General features: G+C 70.0%; 11 protein-coding genes and 1 pseudogene. 2 read left to right on the top strand and 10 right to left on the bottom strand.

Features of this window, described 5'->3' with window-relative positions:
• Positions 1-211: 211 nt before the first annotated feature.
• The 4 genes from OU416_RS24420 to rpoB all read right to left on the bottom strand — a co-directional run bounded on the left by OU416_RS24420 (position 212) and on the right by rpoB (position 9662).
• On the bottom strand, positions 212-1441 hold the full coding sequence (locus OU416_RS24420) for a macrolide family glycosyltransferase (RefSeq protein ID WP_270929365.1): 1230 nt from the start codon (positions 1439-1441) through the stop codon (positions 212-214).
• Positions 1438-2043, bottom strand: a complete 606-nt coding sequence (locus OU416_RS24415; RefSeq protein WP_270929364.1) for a TetR/AcrR family transcriptional regulator — start codon at positions 2041-2043, stop codon at positions 1438-1440. The genes OU416_RS24420 and OU416_RS24415 overlap by 4 nt, the downstream gene beginning before the upstream one ends.
• Before the next feature lie 107 nt (positions 2044-2150).
• Positions 2151-6062, bottom strand: coding sequence for a DNA-directed RNA polymerase subunit beta' (locus tag OU416_RS24410; protein WP_270929363.1), 3912 nt, complete (start codon positions 6060-6062; stop codon positions 2151-2153).
• 105 nt (positions 6063-6167) lie between these two features.
• Entirely contained in the window at positions 6168-9662 is a 3495-nt protein-coding gene (rpoB, locus tag OU416_RS24405) for a DNA-directed RNA polymerase subunit beta (protein WP_270929362.1), read from the bottom strand.
• 943 nt (positions 9663-10605) lie between these two features.
• Here rpoB and OU416_RS24400 point away from each other — a divergent pair.
• Complete coding sequence (locus tag OU416_RS24400; protein ID WP_270929361.1) at positions 10606-13890, top strand: CHAT domain-containing protein; 3285 nt, start codon at positions 10606-10608, stop codon at positions 13888-13890.
• Here OU416_RS24400 and OU416_RS24395 read toward each other — a convergent pair.
• Both OU416_RS24395 and OU416_RS24390 read right to left on the bottom strand, forming a co-directional pair.
• Positions 13844-14593, bottom strand: a pseudogene (locus OU416_RS24395) (arylamine N-acetyltransferase family protein); the annotation flags it as partial. The gene OU416_RS24400 and the pseudogene OU416_RS24395 sit on opposite strands and share 47 nt — an antisense overlap.
• 80 nt (positions 14594-14673) lie before the next feature.
• A complete protein-coding gene (locus tag OU416_RS24390; RefSeq protein ID WP_270929360.1) occupies positions 14674-15240 on the bottom strand; it encodes an NADPH-dependent FMN reductase in 567 nt (188 codons plus the stop codon).
• A 125-nt stretch (positions 15241-15365) separates the two neighbouring features.
• Here OU416_RS24390 and OU416_RS24385 point away from each other — a divergent pair, with 125 nt between their 5' ends.
• Positions 15366-18485: a BTAD domain-containing putative transcriptional regulator gene (locus tag OU416_RS24385; RefSeq protein WP_270929359.1), complete on the top strand. Its 3120-nt coding sequence runs from the start codon at positions 15366-15368 to the stop codon at positions 18483-18485.
• Between the two features lie 64 nt (positions 18486-18549).
• Here the strand turns inward: OU416_RS24385 and OU416_RS24380 are convergent, their stop codons facing one another.
• The 4 genes from OU416_RS24380 to OU416_RS24365 form a co-directional block, all read right to left on the bottom strand.
• Complete coding sequence (locus OU416_RS24380) at positions 18550-19746, bottom strand: MFS transporter (protein WP_270929358.1); 1197 nt, start codon at positions 19744-19746, stop codon at positions 18550-18552.
• 67 nt (positions 19747-19813) lie between these two features.
• Positions 19814-20710 carry a LysR family transcriptional regulator gene (locus OU416_RS24375; RefSeq protein WP_270929357.1) on the bottom strand — a complete coding sequence of 299 codons (897 nt, stop codon included), beginning with the start codon at positions 20708-20710 and terminating at the stop codon, positions 19814-19816.
• A 202-nt stretch (positions 20711-20912) separates the two neighbouring features.
• A complete protein-coding gene (locus tag OU416_RS24370; RefSeq protein WP_270929356.1) occupies positions 20913-22151 on the bottom strand; it encodes a tyrosine-type recombinase/integrase in 1239 nt (412 codons plus the stop codon).
• A 147-nt stretch (positions 22152-22298) separates the two neighbouring features.
• Complete coding sequence (locus tag OU416_RS24365) at positions 22299-22490, bottom strand: helix-turn-helix transcriptional regulator (protein ID WP_270929355.1); 192 nt, start codon at positions 22488-22490, stop codon at positions 22299-22301.
• Positions 22491-22597 lie beyond the last annotated feature (107 nt).

Raw genomic sequence — 22597 nt, 5'->3', positions numbered from 1 at the left:
CGCAGGTGGTGGCCCGTGAGTGGTTTGGGGTGCTATAGCCCCTCAAAACACTCACGGGACCTGGCCAGCGGAAACGGAGCGCATAACAGGTCCACGCGAACCGGCGCGCACGCCTCCAGCACTGATCGAACGGTGGGGAACCTCTCGTTCCAAGGCCGGGGTCGCGGCCCGGCCGGGGAAGTGGCGTCACCGCCCGAGAAACCCAGGCACCTCAGTTGCCGTTCAGCGCTCTGGTTTCGAGGAAGTTCTGGATGTGGTCGGCTGCTGCCGGGGCTCCGCCTCCTTCGGCGAGGGTGGCACTCAGGTTGCGGGCCGCCGCTCGGTGGGACGGGTCCGTCAGGGCTTGGCGGACCGCTGCGCGCAGTTCTTCCGGTGGGACCGGGCGGTGGGACAGGTTGTGGCGGAGGACCGTCGCCGCGCCTCGGTCGGCGATGGCCTTGCCGATGAGGAGTTGTTCCGCCTGCTGGGGGACGACGACGAGCGGGACTCCGCACGCGAGGCCTTCCAGGGCGCTGTTCATCCCTCCGTGCGTGACGAAGGCCGCCGCCTTCCGGAGCACCTCCAGCTGCGGGATCGACTGGCGGAGCAGGACGTTCTCCGGCGGGGCGCCCAGCAGGGCCGGGTCGGAGCGGGCACCGGTCGCGAGCAGGGCGCGGATCGGCAGGTCGGACAGGGCTTCGAAGCAGGTGCGGAAGAAGGCTTCGGTGCCGGTGTGGAGCGTGCCCAGCGACACCAGGACCAGCGGGCCGGGGCCGTCCAGGAACCTCGCCAGCTCGGGATCGAGGTGCTGGCCTGCCGCGGGGATCGTGGGCCCGACGAAGCGGCAGGTGTCGTCGATGCTCGGGCTGGGCGGCTGCATCCACTCCGGGACCGGGAAGAGCGTCAGGTCGCCGCGCATCGGCAGGCCGCTCGACGGGTAGGTCTCCTTGCCGAACCGCCGCTGCACCCGGCGCCGGGTCGCGATCGGGCCGGTGACGTTCGGGATGACCTCGCGGAGCATGGTGGTCCACTCCCGGAAGGTCATGCCGGGCATCTCCTTGGTGCCGATCAGGACCGTGGTCATCAGCGAGATCATCGGCAGCCCCAGCTTCGCCGCGGCCATCCGGCCCCAGAGCGCGTTGGAGTCGAACACGACCGCGTCGGGCCGCTCCGCTTCGAACTCGGCCAGCAGGAACGGCACGAACACCTCAGCGGCCTTCAGCACCTCGCCGGCCACCCGGACCGGGCCGCCGAGCCGGGTGGCCTCCGCGATGGTGGCCGAGCCGAACACGTCGCGCGGGTACTCGCGGAACTCGCAGCCCGCCGCCTCGACCTGCTCGCGGAACTCGGCGGAGGTGCAGTAGGTGACCTCGACACCCCTGCTGACCAGCTCGCGAACGATCGGCAGGCTCGGGTTGAGGTGGCCGTAGGCGGGCATGCCCGCCAGAGCTATCCGGGTCATCTCCGCGCTCCTTCGTGACGGCGGTAGCCGACCTGCCGGAGGACCTCGGCGAAGTAGGCCCGGAGCGCCTCTTCCCCGCTGTCGTCCGGGTTGACGCTCACGTAGTGCACCGCGGCACCGGAGAGAATCTGTTGCAGCACAACGGGATCCGCGTGCGGCGGCAGCTCGCCCGCCCGCTGGGCCCGGTCGAGTGCGGCGAGCGCGGCCTCGACGCGGCGCCTGCCGTTCGCCTCGGCGTAGGCGTGCAGCAGGGCCGGGAAGTCGTCCACCGCGGCGTGGAGGCGGCGGAACAGCTTCCGGTCGCGAGGACGGCCCAGCTGCGCGGCCAGGCCCGCGATCATGCTGTCGAGGTCCGGCCACTCCACCGGCTCGGCGTCGCGGTACTCCCACTCCACCGCGCGCACCAGCAGCGCGGTCAGGTCCGGGAACCGCCGGTAGACCGCGTCCCGGGTCACCCCGGCCCGCTGCGCCACCTGCTTGATGCCGACCTGGCCGACACCGTGCTCGACCAGCAGCTCGATCGCCGCTTCCAGGATCGCCTCGTCCACCGCGGCGCTCCGCGGCCGCCCAGGAGGGCGAGAGGCGTCATCACGAGAGCTCATGCCAGAAACAATACACGACTGTCGTGTATTGTTTCTAAGCCGTGCCGGGACGGCAAAGGGCCCCTGTCCGGAGGAGTCGGACAGGGGCCCTTCAGCTCAACTGCGGGTCAGCGGTAGTCGCGCCCGAAGTCGTAGTCGTCCAGCGGGACGGCTGCACCGGTGCCGGCGCCGAAGACATCCGGGGTGTAGTAGCTGTCGTCGTAGGACGGGATCGCGTACGCCGCGGCCCGAGCCTCCTCCGTCGGCTGCACCTGGATGTTGCGGTACCGGTTGATGCCCGTACCGGCCGGGATCAACTTACCGATGATCACGTTCTCCTTCAGGCCGACCAGCTTGTCACTCGCGCCCTCGATAGCGGCGTTGGTGAGGATGCGGGTCGTCTCCTGGAAGGAGGCCGCCGACAGCCACGACTCGGTGGCCAGCGACGCCTTGGTGATACCCATCAGCACCGGGCGGCCGGAGGCCGGGTCCCCGCCCTCGGCGACGACGCGGCGGTTCTCCGACTCGAACACCGAGCGCTCCACCGGCGAACCGGGCAGGAACTCGGTGGCACCCGAGTCGATGATGATGACGCGGCGCAGCATCTGGCGGACGATGACCTCGACGTGCTTGTCGTGGATGCCCACACCCTGCGACCGGTACACCTCCTGCACCTCGCGCACCAGGTGCAGCTGGGCCTCGCGCGGGCCCATCACGCGCAGCACCTCGTGCGGGTCGACGGCACCTTCGAGCAGCTGCTGACCGACCTCGACGTGGTCGCCGTCGGAGATCTGCCGCTCGCTGCCGTCCACCGAGATCGCCGCGAGCCGCTGCCGCTTGGACAGCTTGTCGTAGACGATCTCCTCGCCGCCGTCGTCCGGAATGATGGTGATCTTCCAGTAGCGGTCGTTGTCCTCCATCCGGATCCGGCCGGAGGTGTCGGCGATCGGCGCCTTGCCCTTCGGGACGCGGGCCTCGAACAGCTCCTGGACACGCGGCAGACCGGTGGTGATGTCGTCACCCGCGACACCGCCCTGGTGGAAGGTACGCATCGTCAGCTGCGTGCCCGGCTCACCGATCGACTGGGCGGCGACGATGCCGACGGCCTCGCCGACGTCCACCAGCTTGCCGGTGGCCATCGAGCGGCCGTAGCAGACCGAGCAGACGCCCACGCCGGACTCGCAGGTCAGGACGCTGCGGACCTTGACCTTGGTGATGCTGGCGGCGAGCAGCTTCTCGATCGCCGGGTCACCCAGGTCCGAACCGCGGGCCAGCACGATGTTGCCGTCGGCGTCGGTGACGTCCTCGGCCGTGGTGCGGGCGTAGACGCTGGTCTCGACGTGCGCGTCGCGCAGCAGCTTGCCGTCGTCCAGCAGCTCCGCGATCGGCATCTTGATGCCGCGCTCGGTGCCGCAGTCGGTCTCGCGGACGATGACGTCCTGCGAGACGTCCACCAGACGACGGGTCAGGTAACCCGAGTCGGCGGTGCGCAGCGCCGTGTCGGCGAGACCCTTTCGGGCACCGTGGTTGGAGATGAAGTACTCCAGCACGGACAGGCCCTCGCGGAAGTTCGCCTTGATCGGGCGCGGGATGTACTCACCCTTCGGGTTCGACACCAGACCACGCATACCGGCCAGCTGCACGACCTGCGTCATGTTACCGGCGGCCCCGGACTTCACGATCGTGCTGATCGAGTTGTCCTCCGGGAAGTTGGTCTCCATCGCCTCGGCGACCTCGTCCTTGGCCGCCGTCCAGACCTTGACCAGCTCGGCGTTGCGCTCCTGGTAGGACAGCGCACCGCGGCGGTACCGCTTCTCGACCTGGTCGGCCTTGGCCTCGTAGCCGTCGAGGATCTCGGTCTTGTTCGGCGGCACGACCACGTCGGTGATCGACACGGTCACGCCCGAACGAGTCGCCCAGTGGAAGCCGGCGTCCTTCAGCTTGTCCAGCGTCTGGGCGACGGTGACCATCGGGTACCGCTCGGCGAGGTCGTTGACGATCGCGGCCTGCTTCTTCTTCGGCAGCAGGTCGTCGACGAACGGGTAGTCCTCGGGCAGCAGCTCGTTGAAGAACACCCGGCCCAGGGTGGTCTCGGCCAGCCACGGCTGACCGGGCTCCCAGCCCTCCGGGGTGTTCCCGCGCGGCGGCACGACGTCCCGCAGCCGGATCTTGATCTTGGCCTGCAGCCCCAGCGCGCCGCGGTCGAAGGCCATGATGGCCTCGCCGACCGAGGAGTACGCCAGGCCCTCGCCCTTGGCACCGTCCACCTGCTTGGTCAGGTGGTACAGGCCGGTCACCATGTCCAGACGCGGCATCGCCAGCGGGCGACCCGACGCCGGGGACAGGATGTTGTTGCTGGACAGCATCAGGATCCGGGCCTCGGCCTGGGCCTCGGCCGACAGCGGCAGGTGGACCGCCATCTGGTCACCGTCGAAGTCCGCGTTGAACGCCTCGCAGACCAGCGGGTGCAGCTGGATCGCCTTGCCCTCGACCAGCTGCGGCTCGAAGGCCTGGATGCCGAGGCGGTGCAGCGTGGGTGCGCGGTTGAGCAGCACCGGGTGCTCGGCGATGACCTCTTCCAGCACGTCCCACACCTGCGGGCGCTGGCGCTCCACCATCCGCTTGGCCGACTTGATGTTCTGCGCGTGGTTGAGGTCGACCAGCCGCTTCATGACGAACGGCTTGAACAGCTCGACCGCCATCTCCTTCGGCAGACCGCACTGGTGCAGCTTCAGCTGCGGGCCGACCACGATGACCGAACGGCCCGAGTAGTCGACGCGCTTGCCCAGCAGGTTCTGGCGGAAGCGGCCCTGCTTGCCCTTGAGCAGGTCGGACAGCGACTTCAGCGGCCGGTTGCCCGGGCCGGTGACCGGACGCCCGCGACGGCCGTTGTCGAACAGCGCGTCCACGGACTCCTGGAGCATCCGCTTCTCGTTGTTGACGATGATCTCGGGCGCGCCGAGGTCGATCAGCCGCTTGAGGCGGTTGTTCCGGTTGATCACCCGGCGGTACAGGTCGTTGAGGTCGGAGGTCGCGAAGCGGCCACCGTCCAGCTGCACCATCGGACGCAGGTCCGGCGGGATGACCGGCACGCAGTTGAGCACCATGCCGCTCGGGTCGTTGCCGGTGGCCTGGAAGGCCGCCACGACCTTGAGCCGCTTGAGCGCGCGCAGCTTCTTCTGGCCCTTGCCGCTGCGGATCGTCTCGCGCAGCAGCTCGGCCTCGGCGCCGATGTCGAAGGTCGACAGCAGCGACTGGATCGCCTCGGCGCCCATGCCGCCGGTGAAGTACTCGCCGTACCGGTCGTAGAGCTCGCGGTACAGGATCTCGTCGGCGATCAGCTGGCGCGGTTCCAGCTTGGTGAAGGTGTCCCAGATCTCGTCGAGCTTGTCGAGCTCGCGCTGCGCGCGGTCGCGCAGCTGCTTCATCTCGCGCTCGGCGCCTTCCTTGACCTTGCGGCGCTGGTCGCTCTTGGCGCCCTCCGCCTCCAAGGTGGCCAGGTCGGCCTCGAGCTTCTGGGCGCGCGCCTCGAGGTCGGAGTCGCGCTGGTCGGCGACCCGCTTGCGCTCGACGCTGATCTCGCTCTCCAGCGTCGACAGGTCGTTGTGCCGCAGCTCGGTGTTCACACCGGTGATCACGTAGGCCGCGAAGTAGATGATCTTCTCGAGGTCCTTGGGGGCCAGGTCGAGCAGGTAGCCCAACCGGGACGGGACGCCCTTGAAGTACCAGATGTGGGTGACGGCGGCGGCCAGCTCGATGTGGCCCATCCGCTCGCGGCGCACCTTGGCGCGGGTGACCTCGACACCGCAGCGCTCACAGATGATGCCCTTGAAGCGGACGCGCTTGTACTTGCCGCAGTAGCACTCCCAGTCCCGGGTCGGACCGAAGATCTTCTCGCAGAAGAGCCCGTCCTTCTCCGGCTTCAGGGTGCGGTAGTTGATGGTCTCGGGCTTCTTGACCTCGCCGTACGACCACTGGCGGATGTCGTCGGCCGTGGCCAGGCCGATGCGGAGTTCATCGAAGAAGTTGACGTCAAGCACGTCGGGTCTTCTCCCTTGGTCGAAAGGGTCTGCCGGCTAGCGGCAGGGGTGCCAGGGTTGGGTCAGCCGGTCCGCGGGAGTGGTCCCGCGGACCGGCGGCGAGGGTCAGTGCGCGAGGTCGTCGACCGAGGCCGACTCGTTGCGCGACAGGTTGATGCCGAGGTTGGCCGCAGCGCGCTCCAGGTCCTCGTCCTCGCTGTCGCGCATCTCGATCGCGGCACCGTCGCTGGAGAGCACCTCGACGTTCAGGCACAGCGACTGGAGCTCCTTCAGCAACACCTTGAAGGACTCCGGGATGCCCGGTTCGGGGATGTTCTCGCCCTTGACGATCGCTTCGTAGACCTTCACGCGGCCCACCACGTCGTCGGACTTGATGGTGAGCAGTTCCTGCAGCGTGTAGGCGGCGCCGTAGGCCTGCATGGCCCAGCACTCCATCTCACCGAAGCGCTGGCCACCGAACTGCGCCTTACCGCCCAGCGGCTGCTGGGTGATCATCGAGTACGGACCGGTCGACCGGGCGTGGATCTTGTCGTCCACCAGGTGCGACAGCTTGAGGATGTACATGTAGCCGACCGCGGTCGGGTACGGGTACGGCTCGCCGCTGCGCCCGTCGAACAGCTGGGCCTTGCCATCGCCGCCGACCATGCGCTCACCGTCGCGGTTCGGGCGGGTGGAGGCCAGCAGACCGGTGATCTCCTCCTCCCGAGCACCGTCGAAGACGGGGCTCGCGGTGTTGGTGCCCGGCTCGACCTCGTAGAGGTCCTCCGGCAGGCGCTTGGCCCAGTCGGCGTCACCGTCGATGGACCAGCCCTGGGAGGCGATCCAGCCGAGGTGCGTCTCCAGCACCTGGCCGATGTTCATCCGTCGCGGCACACCGTGGGTGTTCAGGATGATGTCCAGCGGGGTGCCGTCGGACAGGAACGGCATGTCCTCGGCGGGCAGGATCTTGCCGATGACGCCCTTGTTGCCGTGGCGGCCGGCGAGCTTGTCGCCGTCCTGGATCTTGCGCTTCTGCGCGACGTAGACCCGCACCAGCTGGTTGACGCCCGGGGGCAGCTCGTCGTCGTCCTCGCGGTTGAACACGCGGACGCCGATGACCTTGCCGGTCTCGCCGTGCGGCACCTTCAGGGAGGTGTCGCGGACCTCGCGGGCCTTCTCGCCGAAGATCGCGCGCAGCAGGCGCTCCTCCGGCGTCAGCTCGGTCTCGCCCTTCGGGGTGACCTTGCCGACCAGGATGTCGCCGCCCTGGACCTCGGCACCGATGCGGATGATGCCGCGCTCGTCGAGGTCGGCCAGCACGTCGTCGGAGACGTTCGGGATGTCCCGGGTGATCTCCTCGGCGCCCAGCTTGGTGTCGCGGGCGTCGACCTCGTGCTCCTCGATGTGGATCGAGGTGAGCACGTCGTCCTGCACCAGGCGCTGGGACAGGATGATCGCGTCCTCGTAGTTGTGGCCCTCCCACGGCATGATGCCGACGAGCAGGTTCTTGCCCAGCGCCATCTCGCCGTTCTCGGTGGACGGCCCGTCCGCGATGACCTGCCCGGCCTCGATCCGGTCGCCCTCGTTGACGATCGGCTTCTGGTTGGTGCAGGTGCCGTGGTTGGAGCGCGTGAACTTCTGCATCCGGTACGAGCGGCGGGTGCCGTCGTCGGCCATGATCGTCACGAAGTCGGCGCACAGCTCCTCGACCACACCGGCCTTCTCGGCGACGACCACCTGGCCGGCGTCGACGGCGGCGCGGAGCTCCATGCCGGTACCGACCAGCGGGGACTCGCTGCGCAGCAGCGGCACCGCCTGACGCTGCATGTTCGCACCCATCAGGGCGCGGTTGGCGTCGTCGTGCTCGAGGAACGGGATCATCGCGGTCGCGGCGGAGACCATCTGCCGCGGCGAGACGTCCATGTAGTCGATCTCGGTCGGGGCGAGCAGCTCGACCTCGCCGCCCTTCCGCCGACCCAGCACGCGGTCGTCGATGAAGTTGCCGTCCTCGTCGATCGGCGCGTTGGCCTGCGCCTTGACGTAGCGGTCTTCCTCATCGGCGGTCAGGTAGTCGATCTGGTCGGTGACCCGGCCGTCGACGACCTTGCGGTACGGCGTCTCGATGAAGCCGAACGGGTTGACGCGGGCGAAGGTCGCCAGCGAGCCGATCAGACCGATGTTCGGGCCTTCCGGCGTCTCGATCGGGCACATCCGGCCGTAGTGCGAGGGGTGCACGTCTCGGACTTCCATGCCCGCGCGCTCACGGGACAGACCGCCCGGGCCGAGCGCGGAGAGCCGGCGCTTGTGCGTCAGGCCCGCGATCGGGTTGGTCTGGTCCATGAACTGGGACAGCTGCGAGGTGCCGAAGAACTCCCGGATCGCCGCCGTGATCGGGCGGATGTTGATCAGGGTCTGCGGGGTGATCGCCTCGACGTCCTGGGTGGTCATCCGCTCGCGGACGACGCGCTCCATGCGGGACAGGCCGACCCGGACCTGGTTCTGGATCAGCTCGCCCACGGTGCGCAGGCGCCGGTTGCCGAAGTGGTCGATGTCGTCGACCTCGACCGGGACGGTGGCGCCCTCGCCCTCACCGCGAGCGGGCATCTCGGTCTCGCCCGCGTGCAGGCGGACCAAGTACTCGATCGTGGTGACGATGTCTTCCTCGGTCAGCACGCCGGTCTCGTAGGGCATGCCCAGGCCGAGCTTCTTGTTGACCTTGTAGCGGCCGACGCGGGCCAGGTCGTAGCGCTTCTCCTTGAAGAACAGGTTCTCCAGCAGGGTCTGCGCGCTCTCCTTGGTCGGCGGCTCGCCCGGGCGCAGCTTGCGGTAGATGTCCAGCAGCGCTTCGTCGGTGCCTGCGGTGTGGTCCTTCTCCAGGGTCGCCATCAGGGTCTCGGAGAAGCCGAACCGCTCGCGGATCGCCTCGGCCGACCAGCCCAGCGCCTTGAGCAGCACGGTGACCGGCTGGCGGCGCTTGCGGTCGATGCGGACGCCGACGGTGTCGCGCTTGTCGACGTCGAACTCCAGCCACGCACCGCGGCTGGGGATGATCTTGACGCTGAAGACGTCCTTGTCCGTGGTCTTGTCGACCGACTGGTCGAAGTAGACGCCGGGGGACCGCACGAGCTGGGAGACCACGACCCGCTCGGTGCCGTTGATGATGAAGGTGCCCTTGTCCGTCATCATCGGGAAGTCACCCATGAACACCGTCTGGCTCTTGATCTCGCCAGTGGTGTGGTTGGTGAACTCCGCGGTGACGAACAGCGGCGCGGCGTAGGTCATGTCCTTGTCCTTGCACTCCTCGACGGAGGCCTTGACCTCGTCGAAGCGTGGGTCGGAGAAGGACAGCGACATCGATCCGGAGAAGTCCTCGATCGGGGAGATCTCGCCGAGGACCTCTTCAAGGCCGCCAACCGGAACTTCCTCGCCGGCGTCGACCCGGCGCTGGAACCAGGCCTCGTTGCCGACGAGCCATTCGAAGGACTGGATCTGCAGGTCTAGCAGGTTCGGCACGTTCAACGGTTCGCGGATGTTCGCGAACGAGACCCGCTTGGGTGCCCCAGGGATCCCCGACGTGTAGTTGGAAGCTGCAGAGACCTTGGTCGCGCGGGAGACTGCCAAGATGCGTCCTTCCGGGACTCTGAACTGGCTACAGCCGCGTCATCAAAGCGCGCGTCAGCTAACGCACAGTCCGCTAACACAGCTGTCAAGGGTGCAATGGCGCCCGCAATCCTACGACCCGGTGCACGAGTAGACGGAAAGAGGGCAGCGCAAAGTAGCAGTCTAGCCGGAACCTCGCCAGCTGTCGAGGGGGCCCACCGATGGCGGCCCAGCCCCGCGTTGAGCACCAGAGTGAACCCCAGCGCGCCGCCAGTCAAGAGATCACGCTCCGATCACCCTCGTGGCGCAAAACACGATCACCGCTCGTGACCACCGGGACGCTGCTTTCGGCAGGTCAGAGCGCCATTGAGCGGCAGTTCCGGGCACCCCTTCCCGACACTCCCGACACCCCTCCGAACGGCTCTTGACACTCCCCCCGCGAATCGGCTGGGAGCGCCGTCCGGGTGACGAGCACCTCAACGCCGGGACCGGCCCTCCGCATTCCCGGGAGCGACTCCGCCGAACGGAGTCAATCCGGCGAAGCCGTCCTCGGCCTCTCACCCGGTGTGCTCACATCGGCACCGCTGGTCATCACCAACCGCGAATTCGATCTGCGAATTCGCGTTCTCGGACCGGGAGGTCGATTTGCACCCGAGCACGCAGAGCCGCGGAATCGGCACCCGGGGTGACCGGAGGCGATCACTCCGATTCCGCACCGCACCCACGGCGGCCGCCGGGGTCCGGAAATGATCACTTCACTGGGTGTTAGCCGTGAGTATTAATGATCTCAACCTCCAACCCGGGCACCGCTCGCCGAGTAGGTTCGGAGATCGGGAGAGCGCGCCGCCGGAGCGATCTCAGGTGATGCACATGGTCTATTCGGCGGCTGCGCCCGCCGGTAGCGTGTTACGCCACCGAACTCCCCGAACGGTGCCCCGGTGAGCAAGCCACAGGAGAACAACCGATGACAGACGATGCAAACCGCGCGAACGAGCGTTTCGGCGGGCTGCAGCGTTGGACCGGAGGGCAAGGAGCTCGCGGCGGCACCCGTTCCAGCTGGTTCACCGACGAACAGGAAGCCACTCCCGAGCCTCCGGCCCCGGAACCCCCGACCTCGGCGCCGGACCCCCGCCGCAGCGCCGAGCAGCGCTACGCCGACGCGATCGCGGCGATGAACCAGATCGTCACCACCCTCGACTTCGAGCAGCTCCCCTGGGTCACCGAGGTGTTCCGCGCGACCGCGGGCGTGCTGCGGGACGGCGATCCCGCGCGCGCGGGCGTGCTCAACAACCTCGGCAGCGCCACCCAGCTGACGCACCTGCGCACCGGCGAGCTGGCCGACCTCGAGGACGCCATCGGCTACTACCGGTCGGCCACCACCGCCGCCCACGACACCGACCGCGACCGGATCCTCTACCAGTGCAACCTGGCGCTGGCGCTGGCCGATCTCGCGGCCAAGACCGAGGGCGCCGCGACCGCGGCGGAGAGCGCGCAGGTCGCGCGCCAGGCCGTCGAGCAGGCGCCCCGCCGCGACCAGCGGCGCGCGATGGCGCTGATCAGGCTGGCCAACGCGCTCAAGCTGCACGCCCAGCTGGCCGGCTCGGCCGCCTCCGACGACGAGTCGATCGACGTGTTCCGGGAGGCCGCCCGGATCTCCCCGGCCAACGACGCGGCCACCTCCGAGCTGCTGGTCAGCCTCGGCGGCGCGCTGCTGCGCCGGTACGAGCGCGGCGGTTCGCCGGACGACCTGGACGAGGCGATCAAGCACCTCGGCACGGGTGCCGGGGCGCTCGCCGACGGCGACCCGCGCCGCGCGGCGCTGTGCCACCTGTCGCGCGCGCTGCGGCTGCGGTTCCGGGAGCACGGCGACCTGACCGACCTCAACTCGGCGATCAGCGAGGTGGTCGGGGTGCTCGGGGTCCTCGACACCGGTCACCCGCTGCTCGGCACCGCGATCTGGAACCTGGCCGCCACCACCGTCGAGCACGTCGACGCCACCGGCGAGGCCAGCCAGCTGCGCCGGGTGCTGCGCCCGATCGCCCCGGCGGTGCGCGCGATGTCCGCCGACGACACCAGCCGGGCCATCGCCCTCACCGGTTACGCGACCCTGCTGCGCAGGCACTTCCTGCACGGCGCCGAGGCGAAGGTGCTCGACACCGCCGTCACCGCGGGCGAGGCCGCGACCGAGGCGGCGGCCGCCGATCAGCGCGGCGCGGCGCTCAACGCGCTGATCACGACCCTGATCGAGCGCTTCGAGCACAGCGGCGACAGCGTCGACCTGGACCGCGCGGCCGAGCTGTCGCGGGAGGCCGCGAAGTGCGATCCGCACGCGCAGCACACCGCGTGGACGCAGCTGGGGATCGTCTCGGCGCACCGGTTCCGCCTGTCGGCCAAGACGCGCGACATCGAGACGGCCATCGAGCTGTTCGAGCAGGCGCTCGAAGCCATGCCGCTGGACGCTCCCGAGCGCGCGAACGCGGCGATCCACCAGGGGCGCGCGCTGCAATCCCTGTACCAGCGCAGCGGGCGCCGCCGCTACTACCGGTGGGCGCGCAAGGTGCTCATGGAGGCGGCGGAGCAGAACAACGCCCCCGCCGACCAGCGGTTGCGGGCCGCCGCGCTGGCCGGGCGGATCTGCGCGCAGGCCGGCCGCTGGTCGGAGGCGCTGGAGTCGTTCACCTACGCCGTGGAGCTGTTGCCGCTGGTCACCCGGGGCAAGCGCGTGGTGGCGGCACCGGCCGCGCAGCAGGGTTGGGCGCTGATCGCGGCCGACGCCGCGGCGTGCGCGGTGGAGAGCGGCGAGCCCGAGCTGGCGGCGGAGCTGCTGGAGCACGGGCGCTCGGCGATCCTGGCCGACTTCCTGCCCACCGGCGGTGAGCTCGGCAGGCTGCACCGCACCCACCCGGACCTGGCCGACGAGGTGGTCCGGCTGCGGCGGCTGCTGGACCGGCCGGTGGCCGAGCCGGGGCTGACCGAGTTCGACGACCGCACGCGGCTGGCCCGCTCCTGGGAGGAGCTGCTGGCCGAAGCCCGCGCGGTGCAGCCCGACCACCTGCGGCGCATCCCGTTCGCGCAGCTCGCCGACGCCGCGCCGGAGGGCTCGGCGGTGCTGATCAACCTCAGCCGGTACCGCTCCGACGCGCTGGTGATCATCGGCGGCCGCGTGCTGACCGTGCCGCTGCCCGACGTCACGCCGGAGAACACCGCCGAGCGCGCCGCGGAGCTGCTGGAGGCGGCGCACCAGGACCAGCACGCCGTGCTGACCGACTGCCTGGACTGGACCTGGCGCCGCATCACCCGGCCGGTCCTGGACCGGATGGGCTACCTGGGCACCCCGGAGCCGGGCGCCCGCTGGCCGCGGATCTGGTGGAGCGCGTTCGGCGCTCCGGCGTTCCTGCCGCTGCACGCGTCCGCCGCGCGCAGCGGAGAGTCCACGTTGGACCGGGTGGTGTCCTCCTACGCGCCGACCCTGGGCTGCCTGCTGCGGGCCACCGAACGGCCGGTCCCGGAGTCGGGGACCCCGCTGGTGGCGGCCGGTTCCGCGGAGCTGGTGGCGCGCGAGCTGCCGCGGCAGAACCAGGTCCTGGCGCAGCGCTGGCCGTCCGCGGAGATCGCGGCGGTGGAGACCGCCAACGCGGCCGAGATGCTGCGGATGATCCCGAACCACCCGTGGCTGCACGTGTGCGAGCCGAGCTCGCAGTTCCCGACGCAGCCCGCGGCGGGCATGCTGCTGGACCGCGAAGCGCCGCAGCGCCCGCTGGGCCTGGTCGAGCTGGGCCAGGTCTCGCTGGACGAAGCGGAGTTCTGCTACCTCGGCCAGTGCGCGACGGCGGCCGACGAGCCGTGCGCGGCGGCGGTGTCGCTGCCCGGGGCGCTGGGCTTCGCGGGCTACACGCACGCCATCGGCACCCTGTGGGAGGTCGACGAGGACAGCGCGGTGGCGATCCACGCGGACGTCTACGCGGACCTGTTCACCGACCACTTCGACACCGACCGCGCGGCCTACGCGCTGCACAACGCGGTCCGCCAGCTCCGGGCGCACTACCCGGACGAGCCCTCGCGGTGGTCCGCTCACGGGTCTGAACTGATCAAAGGCGCTGGTCCGCGGGCCACGGCTGCTCGACGAGCCGCTTCGCGTCCGCGTCGTCGAGGTCGATGTCGAAGGTCTCGGACAGGATCTCCGGCAGCGCGGCCCGCTCCACCTCGCGGGTTTCCCCTGTTCCGTCCGGGTGCTGGGTGTTCAAGGTGAGGCCGTCGAGCATGTGGTGGGCCTCCGGGTGCATCCGCTGGACGACGGGCCGCGTGGTGAACGGCGAATGGGCGGACGTCGACACGTAGTGGTTGCCGACCGCGTAGTCGACCCGGTACTGCGGAGTCATCGTGAACGCGATCCGGTACTGCCCGCCGTCGCGGGTGAGGTGGTGCAGCGTGGCCACCTGCACACCGAGGTCGTCGGCGCCGAGGTCGAGCCGGAACCGCCACCCGTCGACGTCGATCTCGTCGTCGCCCGAGGTCAGCTCGACCGGTTCCAGCGGTCCCGAGCCGAATCCGACATCGCAGAGCCAGACCCGCTCGTCCGCCGCGGTGGTCACGCGCAGCCCCGCGTGCGTGCCGGGCAGCAGTCCGTCGCCCGGGCCGGTGAAGATCCGCCCGCCCAGACCGGTGACGCCGAAGCCGAGCGCTTCCAGCGCGGCCGCGAACAACGCGCTGTTCTCGAAGCAGTACCCGCCCCGGCGCTGCCGGACCAGCTTGTCCTGCAACGACTTCACGTCCAGCAGCACCGGTCTGCCGAGGATGATCTCCAGGTTCTCGAACGGGATCGTCGTGGTGTGCAGGTAGGTCAGGCGGCGCAGCGTCTCCGGTGTCGGCGCGCGATCGCCCTCGAAGCCGATCCGGGTCAGGTAGGCGTCCAGGTCCAGGTCCTCGCCGTTCCAACGGTAGGACGGATGCATCGATGCGCTCATGCTCTCCTCGCCTTCTCGTGATCAGGGGGTTTCAGGCAGCCGGAACGGCTGCGGTGGTCTTTCCAGGCTCAGAACGTGTACGGATCGGCGGTGCGGGCGGCGCGCAGCGCGCGGGCCCACCAGGTGAGCTGGTTGAGCAGCGCCGTCGCGGCGGCACCGGTACCGGCGACGTCCAGCGGCTGGCCGTTGTCGTCGAACTTGTTCCAGCAGGAGTGGAAGCTCACCGTGTCGCGGATGGTGACGGCGTGCAGCTCGCCCAGCACCTGGCGCAGCTGTTCGGCGCCCCGCAGACCACCTGAGATGCCGCCGTAGGAGACGATGGCGACCGGCTTCGCCTTCCACTCGTCGACGTACCAATCGATGGCGTTCTTGAGCGCGGCGGGGTAGCCGCGGTTGTACTCGGGCGAGACGAAGACGAACGCATCGGCCTGGGCGAGGCGCGGCGCCAGGGCCTCGACCGCGTCGTCGGGGTCGCCCAGGACGTCGGGCAGCCCGGTCTCCGCGAGGTCGATCAGGTCCAGGTCGAGCCCGCCGTGCTTGATCGCGCGGTCGTGGAACCACTGGGCCACCGTCGGGCCGAATCGCTGGTCCCGGGTGCTGCCGATGATGATCGCCACGCGCAAGGAGTCGGTCATCGGATCCGCCTTTCCGGCTGTCGTCGTCGTTGCCACGACCTTCGCCGGAGCGGCCTACAGCTCCCTTACAACCGGCCTACCGCGTTCCTTACACGGCACTCGGGCCGGACCGTATCGTCACCGGCATGAGGTTCGGCGTGCTCGGCCCGCTGATGGCGTGGACGGACGAGGAGGAGCCGGTCAAGGTCCCGACCGGGCAGGTGCTGACGGTGCTCGCCGTCCTGCTCGTCCACCGTGGACGGTCGGTGTCGGCCGACCGGCTCATCGACGTGCTGTGGCCGCGGCAGGCGCCCCGCGATGCGCCCGCCGCGCTCCAGGTCAAGGTCTCGCAGCTGCGCAGCGCTCTCGCCGCCGCCGAGCCGAGCGCCCGCGCGCTGGTGGTGTCGGGGGCCGCGGGTTACAGCCTGGACGTCCCGGCCGAGGCGGTGGACGCGGGCCGGTTCGAGAACTCGCTCGGGGTCGGCGCGGATGCCAGATCGCGGGTCAACGCCCTGAGCACCGCGCTCGACCTCTGGCGCGGCGCCGCGTTCGCCGAGGTCGCCGACGAGGAGTTCGCCGCGGTCGAAGCGGCCCGGCTGACCGAGCTCCGGCTCTCCGCCGTGGAAGCCAGGGCCGAAGCGATGCTCGAACTGGGCGAACACGCCGAGCTGGTCGGCGAATTGGCGCCCGTGATCGCCGAACACCCGCTGCGCGAACGATTGCGGGCAGCGCACCTGCGCGCGTTGTACCGCGCCGGACGGCAGAGCGAGGCGCTCGCCGACTTCACCGAGCTGCGGGAGCGGCTGCGCACCGAGCTCGGCGTCGACCCGGGCCCCGAGATCGTCGCCGTGCACCAGGCGATCCTCCAGCAGGACCCGCTGATCGCAGCCCGCCCGGCCGCCGCTCCGACGAACCTGCCCGGCCAGCTGACCGAGCTGATCGGCAGGGCCGAAGCGACCCGCGACGTGTGCGCGCTGGTCGGCGGGCACCGGCTGGTCACCCTCATCGGGCCCGGCGGCGTCGGCAAGACCCGGCTGGGCGTGGAGGCAGCGCGCGCCCTGATCGCTGAGCACCCCGACGGCGTGTGGTTCGTCGAACTCGCCGGGATCGACAAGAGCGCTTCCGCGCACACCGCCGTCGTGGACACCGTGCGCGCGGTGCTGGGCATCCGCGACCACGGCCGGTCCACCGCCGGTCCGGTCGAGCAGCTGATCAGCGCGCTGGAGGGCAAGCGGGTCCTGCTGGTCCTGGACAACTGCGAGCACCTGGTGGCCGAGGTCGCCGAGCTGACCGAGCGGCTGCTGCGGTCGGTGCCGGAGCTGCGCGTGCTGGCGACGAGCCAGGAACCGCTCGGCGTGTCCGGTGAAGCCCTGTACCCGGTCGCCGCGCTCGAACTGCCGCACTCGCCCGCGGACACCGGTGCCGAGGCGCTGCCGAAGTTCAGCGCCGTCCGGTTGTTCACCGCCCGAGCGTCCGCCGCGGCTCCCGGCTTCGCCATCGATGCGGGAAACGCCGCGGCCGTCGCCGGCATCTGCCGCCGGCTGGACGGGATCCCGCTGGCGCTGGAGCTGGCCGCCGCCCGGGTGCGGGCGCTCGGCGTCCGCGAACTCGCCGCGCGGATGGACGACCGGTTCGAGCTGCTGGTCGTCGGGAACCGGAGCGCGCCAGGTCGCCAGCAGACGTTGCGCGCGATGATCGACTGGAGCTGGGAGCAGCTGACCGGGCCGGAACAGGCCGTGCTGAGAAGGCTTTCGGTGCACGCCGACGGTTTCGGGCTGGCCGCGGCCGAGCAGGTCTGCGCGAGCGAGGAACTGCCTCGCGGGCGGGTCCTCGACCTGCTCGCCCGCCTGGTGGACCGGTCGCTGGTCGCGATGACCGACACCGAGGAAGGACCGCGGTACCGGCTGCTGGAGTCGGTGGCGCTGTACTGCTCGGATCGGCTGGACCGAGCCGGGGAGGCCGACCTGGTCCGAGAGGTGCGCAACGAGCACTACGCGTCCCTCGCCGAACGGGCGCGCGACCAGCTGCGCAGCGCGGACCAGCGGCGGTGGCTCGCGGTGGTGGACACCGAGTACGCGAATCTGCGCTCCGCCGTGGAGGATTCGGTGCGCCGCGGCGATTCCGGCCGTGCGCTGCGCCTGGTCGACGCGCTGGCCTGGTACTGGTTCCTGCGCGGACGGATCGCCGACGGTGTCCGGCTGCTCGACGCGGCGCTGAGCACGCCAGGCGCCTCGGCCCTGCGAGCGCGGGTCAACGGCTGGCGGTCGGCGCTGATGCTGCTCAGCGGCAGCGATTCGGACCGGACGGCGTTGGTCGAAGCCGGGCTGGCCGGATTCGACGGGGTGACCGATCCGACGGGCCGTGCGCTCGTCGAATGGCTGCTGGCGGAGGCGCTGCTCGGCGGAGGTGACCAATCGGTCGGCGACGCGCTCGCGCAGCGCGCCCTGGTCGGGTTCCGCGCGGCCGGGGACGAGTGGGGCACGGCCGCGGCGTCGAGCAGCACCGCCCACCACGCCTTGCTGCGCGGCGACGTCGCGGCGATGGGGCGCGACGCGACCGAGAGCGCCAAGATCTTCGCGGCTCTCGGTGACCGGTGGGGCCAGCTCCGGGCCGCCGGCCTGCTCGCCCGGAGGGCCGAGGTCGTCGGCGACTACGCCGAAGCGGCGCGCCTGCTCCGCGACGGCCTGTGCCGGGCCGAAGAACTCGGGATGTGGCCGCAGGTGGCCGACATGCTGTCGGGGCTGGGCAGGCTCGCCCTGCTGGCCGGTGATCTGGAGCAGGCGCGGCTGCTGCACGAGCGCGCCCGCGACCTCTCGGCCGACAAGGGCTACGTGACCGGCCGGTTCTTCGCAGAAGCGGGCCTCGGCCTCGGTGCCCGGCGGGCGGGCCGGCTCGACGACGCCGAAAGGCACATCCGGGCGTTGCTCGCCTGGAACCGATCGGTGGGCTACGCACCGGGCACCGCGCACAGCCTCGCCGAGCTGGGCTTCATCGCCGAACTGCGCGGCGATCCGGACCAGGCGCACGACCTCCACGAGGAAGGCCTGGCAGTGGCCCGGGACACCGGCGACCCCCGAGCGGTCGCCCTCGCGCTGGAAGGCCTGGCCGGAGCCGCCGTCCTCGCCGGGAACGCCGAGCGGGCCCAGCAGCTGCTGGCGGCCGCCGAAGCGGAGCGGGCGAGCGCGGGAGCGCCGCTGCCCGAGCAGGAACGAGCCGACGTGGACCGCATCTCGGCGGCGATCCGCGCGGCGCTGGGCACCGACTGAAGGTTCAGTTCCTGCCGTGAGTGGTTTGTGGTGCTATAGCCCCACAAACCACTCACGGTCACCTTCACGCGGGAGTGCCGACACGTCCCGCGAGCCAGGCCAGCAGCAGGCCGGCGGCGCCCAGCACCGCCGCGATCGCCAGCGGCGCCGTGTAGCCCGCTCCTGCCGACAGCGCGGCTCCGGCCAGCAGCGGGCCGCCCGCGTTGCCGATGTTGAAGGCCGAGATGTTGGCCGCCGAGGCCAGGTCGTCGGCGCCGTCGGCGAAGGCCAGCACCCTGGTCTGCAACGGCGGGATGACGGCCGCACCGACCAGCCCGAAGAGCAGGAAGCCGACGATCGCCGCCGGCTTGCTGTGCACGACCGCCAACAGCAGCAGCGAGATCACCGAGACGCCCGCGAGCGCACCGTGCAGGGTCGGCGCCAGCGCGCGGTCCGCGAGCCGGCCCGCCAGCGGCGTCCCGATCACCATGCCGACGCCGACCAGCGCCAGCACCAGCGGCACCGAGCCCGGATCGAATCCCGTGACGTCGGTGAGCAGCGGCGCGATGAAGGTGAGGACCGTCAGGAAGGGCGCCCACCCGAACGCCGTCGCGGCGAGCGCGAGCCAGACCCGGCCGCGCCGGAAGGCCGCCAGCTCGCGGCGGAACCCGGCGCCCGGCCGCGGCTCCTCGTACGGCACGAAAGCGCTGAGCGCGACGAACAGGACCGCGCCGATCGCGGTCACCGCCCAGAACGTGGCCCGCCAGCCGAAGGCCTGCCCGAGCGCCGTGCCGCCGGGCACGCCGAGGACGTTGGCGAGGCTGAGGCCCATGAACACGATGGCGATGGCGCGGGCCTTCCGCTCCGGCGGCACGAGCCCCGCGGCGACGACGGAGGCGATGCCGACGTAGGCGCCCCCGGCCAGGGCGGAGAGCACCCGGCCGGTCATCAAGGTCGCGAAACCCGGTGCGAGAGCGCTGATCAGACCGGCCGCGGTGAACAGGCCGACGAGCCCCAGCAGCATCCGCTTCCGCGCGAACCGGGCGCTCAGGACCGTCAGCAGCGGGGCCCCGACGACCATGCCCAGCGCATATCCGGACACCAGCAGACCGGCGGTGGGCAGCGGGACCCCGGTGTCGAGCGCGACCTCGGGCAGGATCCCGGCGATGACGACTTCGGTGGTGCCCACGGCGAACGCGCCGAGCGCCAGGGAGAAGAGCGCGGCCGTGCTCCTCGTGGCCGGGGGGCTGGTGGTGGGGAGTTGGGCGAGATCGCTGGACATGGCACCAGACTGGTTCGCCGAGCGCCGCTGATCAGGCCCGGAACGGGCAACGATCGGTAAGCCCGGCTTACCGGTCCGCTGCCGACTGCTCCACCGCCGCGGCCGCGAACGCCCGGACCCGCTCCGTCTCGCCCGACCTGCGCCACACCAGCCCGTACTCGAGCGGCCCGGCGTCGCGGAACGGCACGAAGGTGACACCGCGCGGCGCGGAGGTCTCGGCGACGTCGGCGCCGACCGGCGAGATCCCGTGCCCGGCACCGACCATCGCCAGGGTTTCCGGCAGCGTCGCCGCCGACCGGCCGCGGCGCACGGTCCGGCCCTCCGGGGTGCGCGAGGGCGCGAGGTGCTCCTGCCAGTAGTCGGGGACGTGCCCGGTGCAGGCGAAGACCTGGCCGCGCGCCAGGTCCTCCACCGACACCGAATCCTGCCTGGCCAGCGGGTGGTTCGCGGGCACCGCCAGCACCCGGGGCACGCGCAGCACCACCGGCCCCAGGACGAGGTCCGGCTCCTCGACCGGCAGCTGGGTGATCAGCAGCTCGACCTCGCCGTCGCGCAGCGGATCGAACATGGTCTTGACCTGCGTCTCGTGGATCCGCACGTCGATGCCCGGATACCTGCGGGTGAACCGGCGGATCACGGTCAGCGCGAACTCGCCCGCAGCGCCGCCGAGGTAACCGACGGCGAAGCTGCCCTCGATCCCCTTCGCGGTGGCCTGCGCCCGGCACACGCCGCGCGAGATGAGCTGGTAGCCGGGTTCGACGTCGTCGAGCAGCTGGCGGCCGAGCGGGGTGAGCCGCACCTGCCTGCTGGTGCGCTCGAACAGCGGCGCACCGACGCGGCGCTCCAAGCGCTGGATCGTCTGGCTGATCCGGGCCCTGCTGACCCGCAGCCGTTCGGCGGTGCGCCCGAAGTGCAGCTCCTCGGCCAGGACCACGAAGCTCTCGATCTCCAGTCGTTCCAGCACCCGGTCAACAGTAGTCGCGGCCACCCCCGCTCAGAATCCCACGGTGAAGGGCACCTTTAGGCAAGTAACTTGCTAAAAGGTGCCCTTCACCGTGGCTCGCCACCCGTTGCGGGGAGAGGTGAAGGGCACCATCTGGGAGCGTATGCGCTCTGACCAGCGGTTTTAAGTCTTGTTGATCTTGTCAGGCCGTGTGCAGGCCGTGTCAGGCTGCAAGCGTGGCTCGGGCCGTGTTTCGGCGGAAGAATCTGCCGATCGCGGTCCGGGCCCGGCCGTAGGCAGAGGGCATCATGTGTGCGTAGACGCGCAGGGTGAACCCGGGGTCCTTGTGGCCCAGGAAGTCCGCGAGGTCCCGGATGGTGACCCCCGCCGACAGCACGACCGAGGCGAAGGTGTGGCGGAGGCCGTGCACGCCGTCGATTCGGGGACGGTAGGTCAGCCCGGCGGTCCTGAACGCCCGGCGCCAGATCTTCGAGTTGAATTGGCTGTTGTTCCACGCGGCACCGGGGCCGGGGACGACCAGGAGCCACGCGGCAGCCTTTTTGCCGCCTGGTTCGCCCCAAGGCAGCTCAACCAGCGTCGGCGGGTGATCCCGCGCGATCTCCATTAAGTCGTCGTAGTCCTCATCTGAGAGCGGAACAACGCGGTTCTTGCCGCCCTTGGCGGGCCGGAAGACGAGCTTGTTGTGTATGCGGGTGACCTGCCGGTTGACGTTGACCACTCGGTTGCCGGGTTCACCTTCGATGTCGTCGAGGGAAAAGCCGAAGATCTCGCCTTGCCGCAGGCCCACGCTGCCGCCGAGCGGCACGACGGCTTTCTGCCGACCGGGCAGCGCTTCCCGGATCGCGTAAACTCGTTCCTCCTCCCACGCCACCGCTTTGTGTGGGGTGGTGGTCGGCCGCCTGATGCTCTTGGAGAGCATCGGGTTGGCCTTGATCTTCTGGTCCACGACCGCCCCGGAGAGGATCGAGGACAGCAGATCGAACAGCTGCGCGCTGTAGTTCGCGCCGACCCGGGAGTCGGTCCGCAGTTCTTCCATCCAGTCCCGCACCGCGTCAGGCTGCGCGGCCTGCTCGATCGACATGGCGCGGAAGAACGGCAGGATGCGCGTGTTGAGTCGGGCTTGCAGCGTCGCCCGGCTCGCCGGGTCGGAAGCCTGGCCCTTGATCCAGCTCTCCACGTACTCCGGGAACGGGATCTTGCCCGCGTCCGGATCAAAATAGGAACCGGAATGAATATCCGTTTCTACTTTTGCGCAGTGCGCATCGGCCCATCTCTTTTTCCCGTCAGGGAAACTCTTGCTGCGCTCCTTTTTCGTGTTGGGATCAATCCAGCGGACGCGGTACCGAAGCGTCTTGCCGTGATCCGTCGTTTTCATCCGAACCGTTTTTCCCGTTCGCGGGTCAACGGTTTCGGCGAACCATCTATCCTGTACGTGCGCCACCAAAAATCCCTTTCGTTGACGTCATTCCTGGTGGTCCAACATGGTCAAGTCTATCGAGAACGGTGGGAAAAGGAGGGGTTTCCACACCTTCCTGCATATCGTTCAGATAACCAATTCCCGCCGCGTTTCCGCAGGTCAGGGGGATATCTAGCCCTCTTGGCCCATTGTGGAATCCAGCCACTCCTGGACCTTTTTCGGGCTATACCGGAGCGATCCGCCGACCAGATAAGCAGGCGGCCCATACTTCTTATGACGCCAGTCGTACAACGTTTTTACCGGTTTTTGCAGAAAATCGGAAAGGTCCTCAATGGTCCATAGCTGCTCCCGCCGCGCAGTCATTCAAAATCGCCCACTATTAATAGTTGCGATAAATGGTGCCCGGTCGCTGCGGACCAAGCCGGCATCAGGTGGTCGCGTTGAGGATCCTCCATCCTCCCCCGCCCGCC

The organism is Saccharopolyspora indica, from assembly GCF_027853965.1.
In the GTDB taxonomy this organism is placed as follows: Bacteria; Actinomycetota; Actinomycetes; order Mycobacteriales; family Pseudonocardiaceae; genus Saccharopolyspora; species Saccharopolyspora indica.
The sequence above is the reverse complement of the archived record's forward strand: the minus strand, read 5'-3'. Positions and strand labels throughout refer to the sequence as shown.

Bases quoted from the DNA above. Each gene is read 5' to 3' on its own strand.
- OU416_RS24420 (WP_270929365.1), bottom strand. From the start codon at position 1,441: ATGACCCGGATAGCTCTGGCGGGCATGCCCGCCTACGGCCACCTCAAC.
- OU416_RS24415 (WP_270929364.1), bottom strand. From the start codon at position 2,043: ATGAGCTCTCGTGATGACGCCTCTCGCCCTCCTGGGCGGCCGCGGAGC.
- OU416_RS24400 (WP_270929361.1), top strand. From the start codon at position 10,606: ATGACAGACGATGCAAACCGCGCGAACGAGCGTTTCGGCGGGCTGCAG.
- OU416_RS24390 (WP_270929360.1), bottom strand. From the start codon at position 15,240: ATGACCGACTCCTTGCGCGTGGCGATCATCATCGGCAGCACCCGGGAC.
- OU416_RS24385 (WP_270929359.1), top strand. From the start codon at position 15,366: ATGAGGTTCGGCGTGCTCGGCCCGCTGATGGCGTGGACGGACGAGGAG.
- OU416_RS24380 (WP_270929358.1), bottom strand. From the start codon at position 19,746: ATGTCCAGCGATCTCGCCCAACTCCCCACCACCAGCCCCCCGGCCACG.
- OU416_RS24365 (WP_270929355.1), bottom strand. From the start codon at position 22,490: ATGACTGCGCGGCGGGAGCAGCTATGGACCATTGAGGACCTTTCCGAT.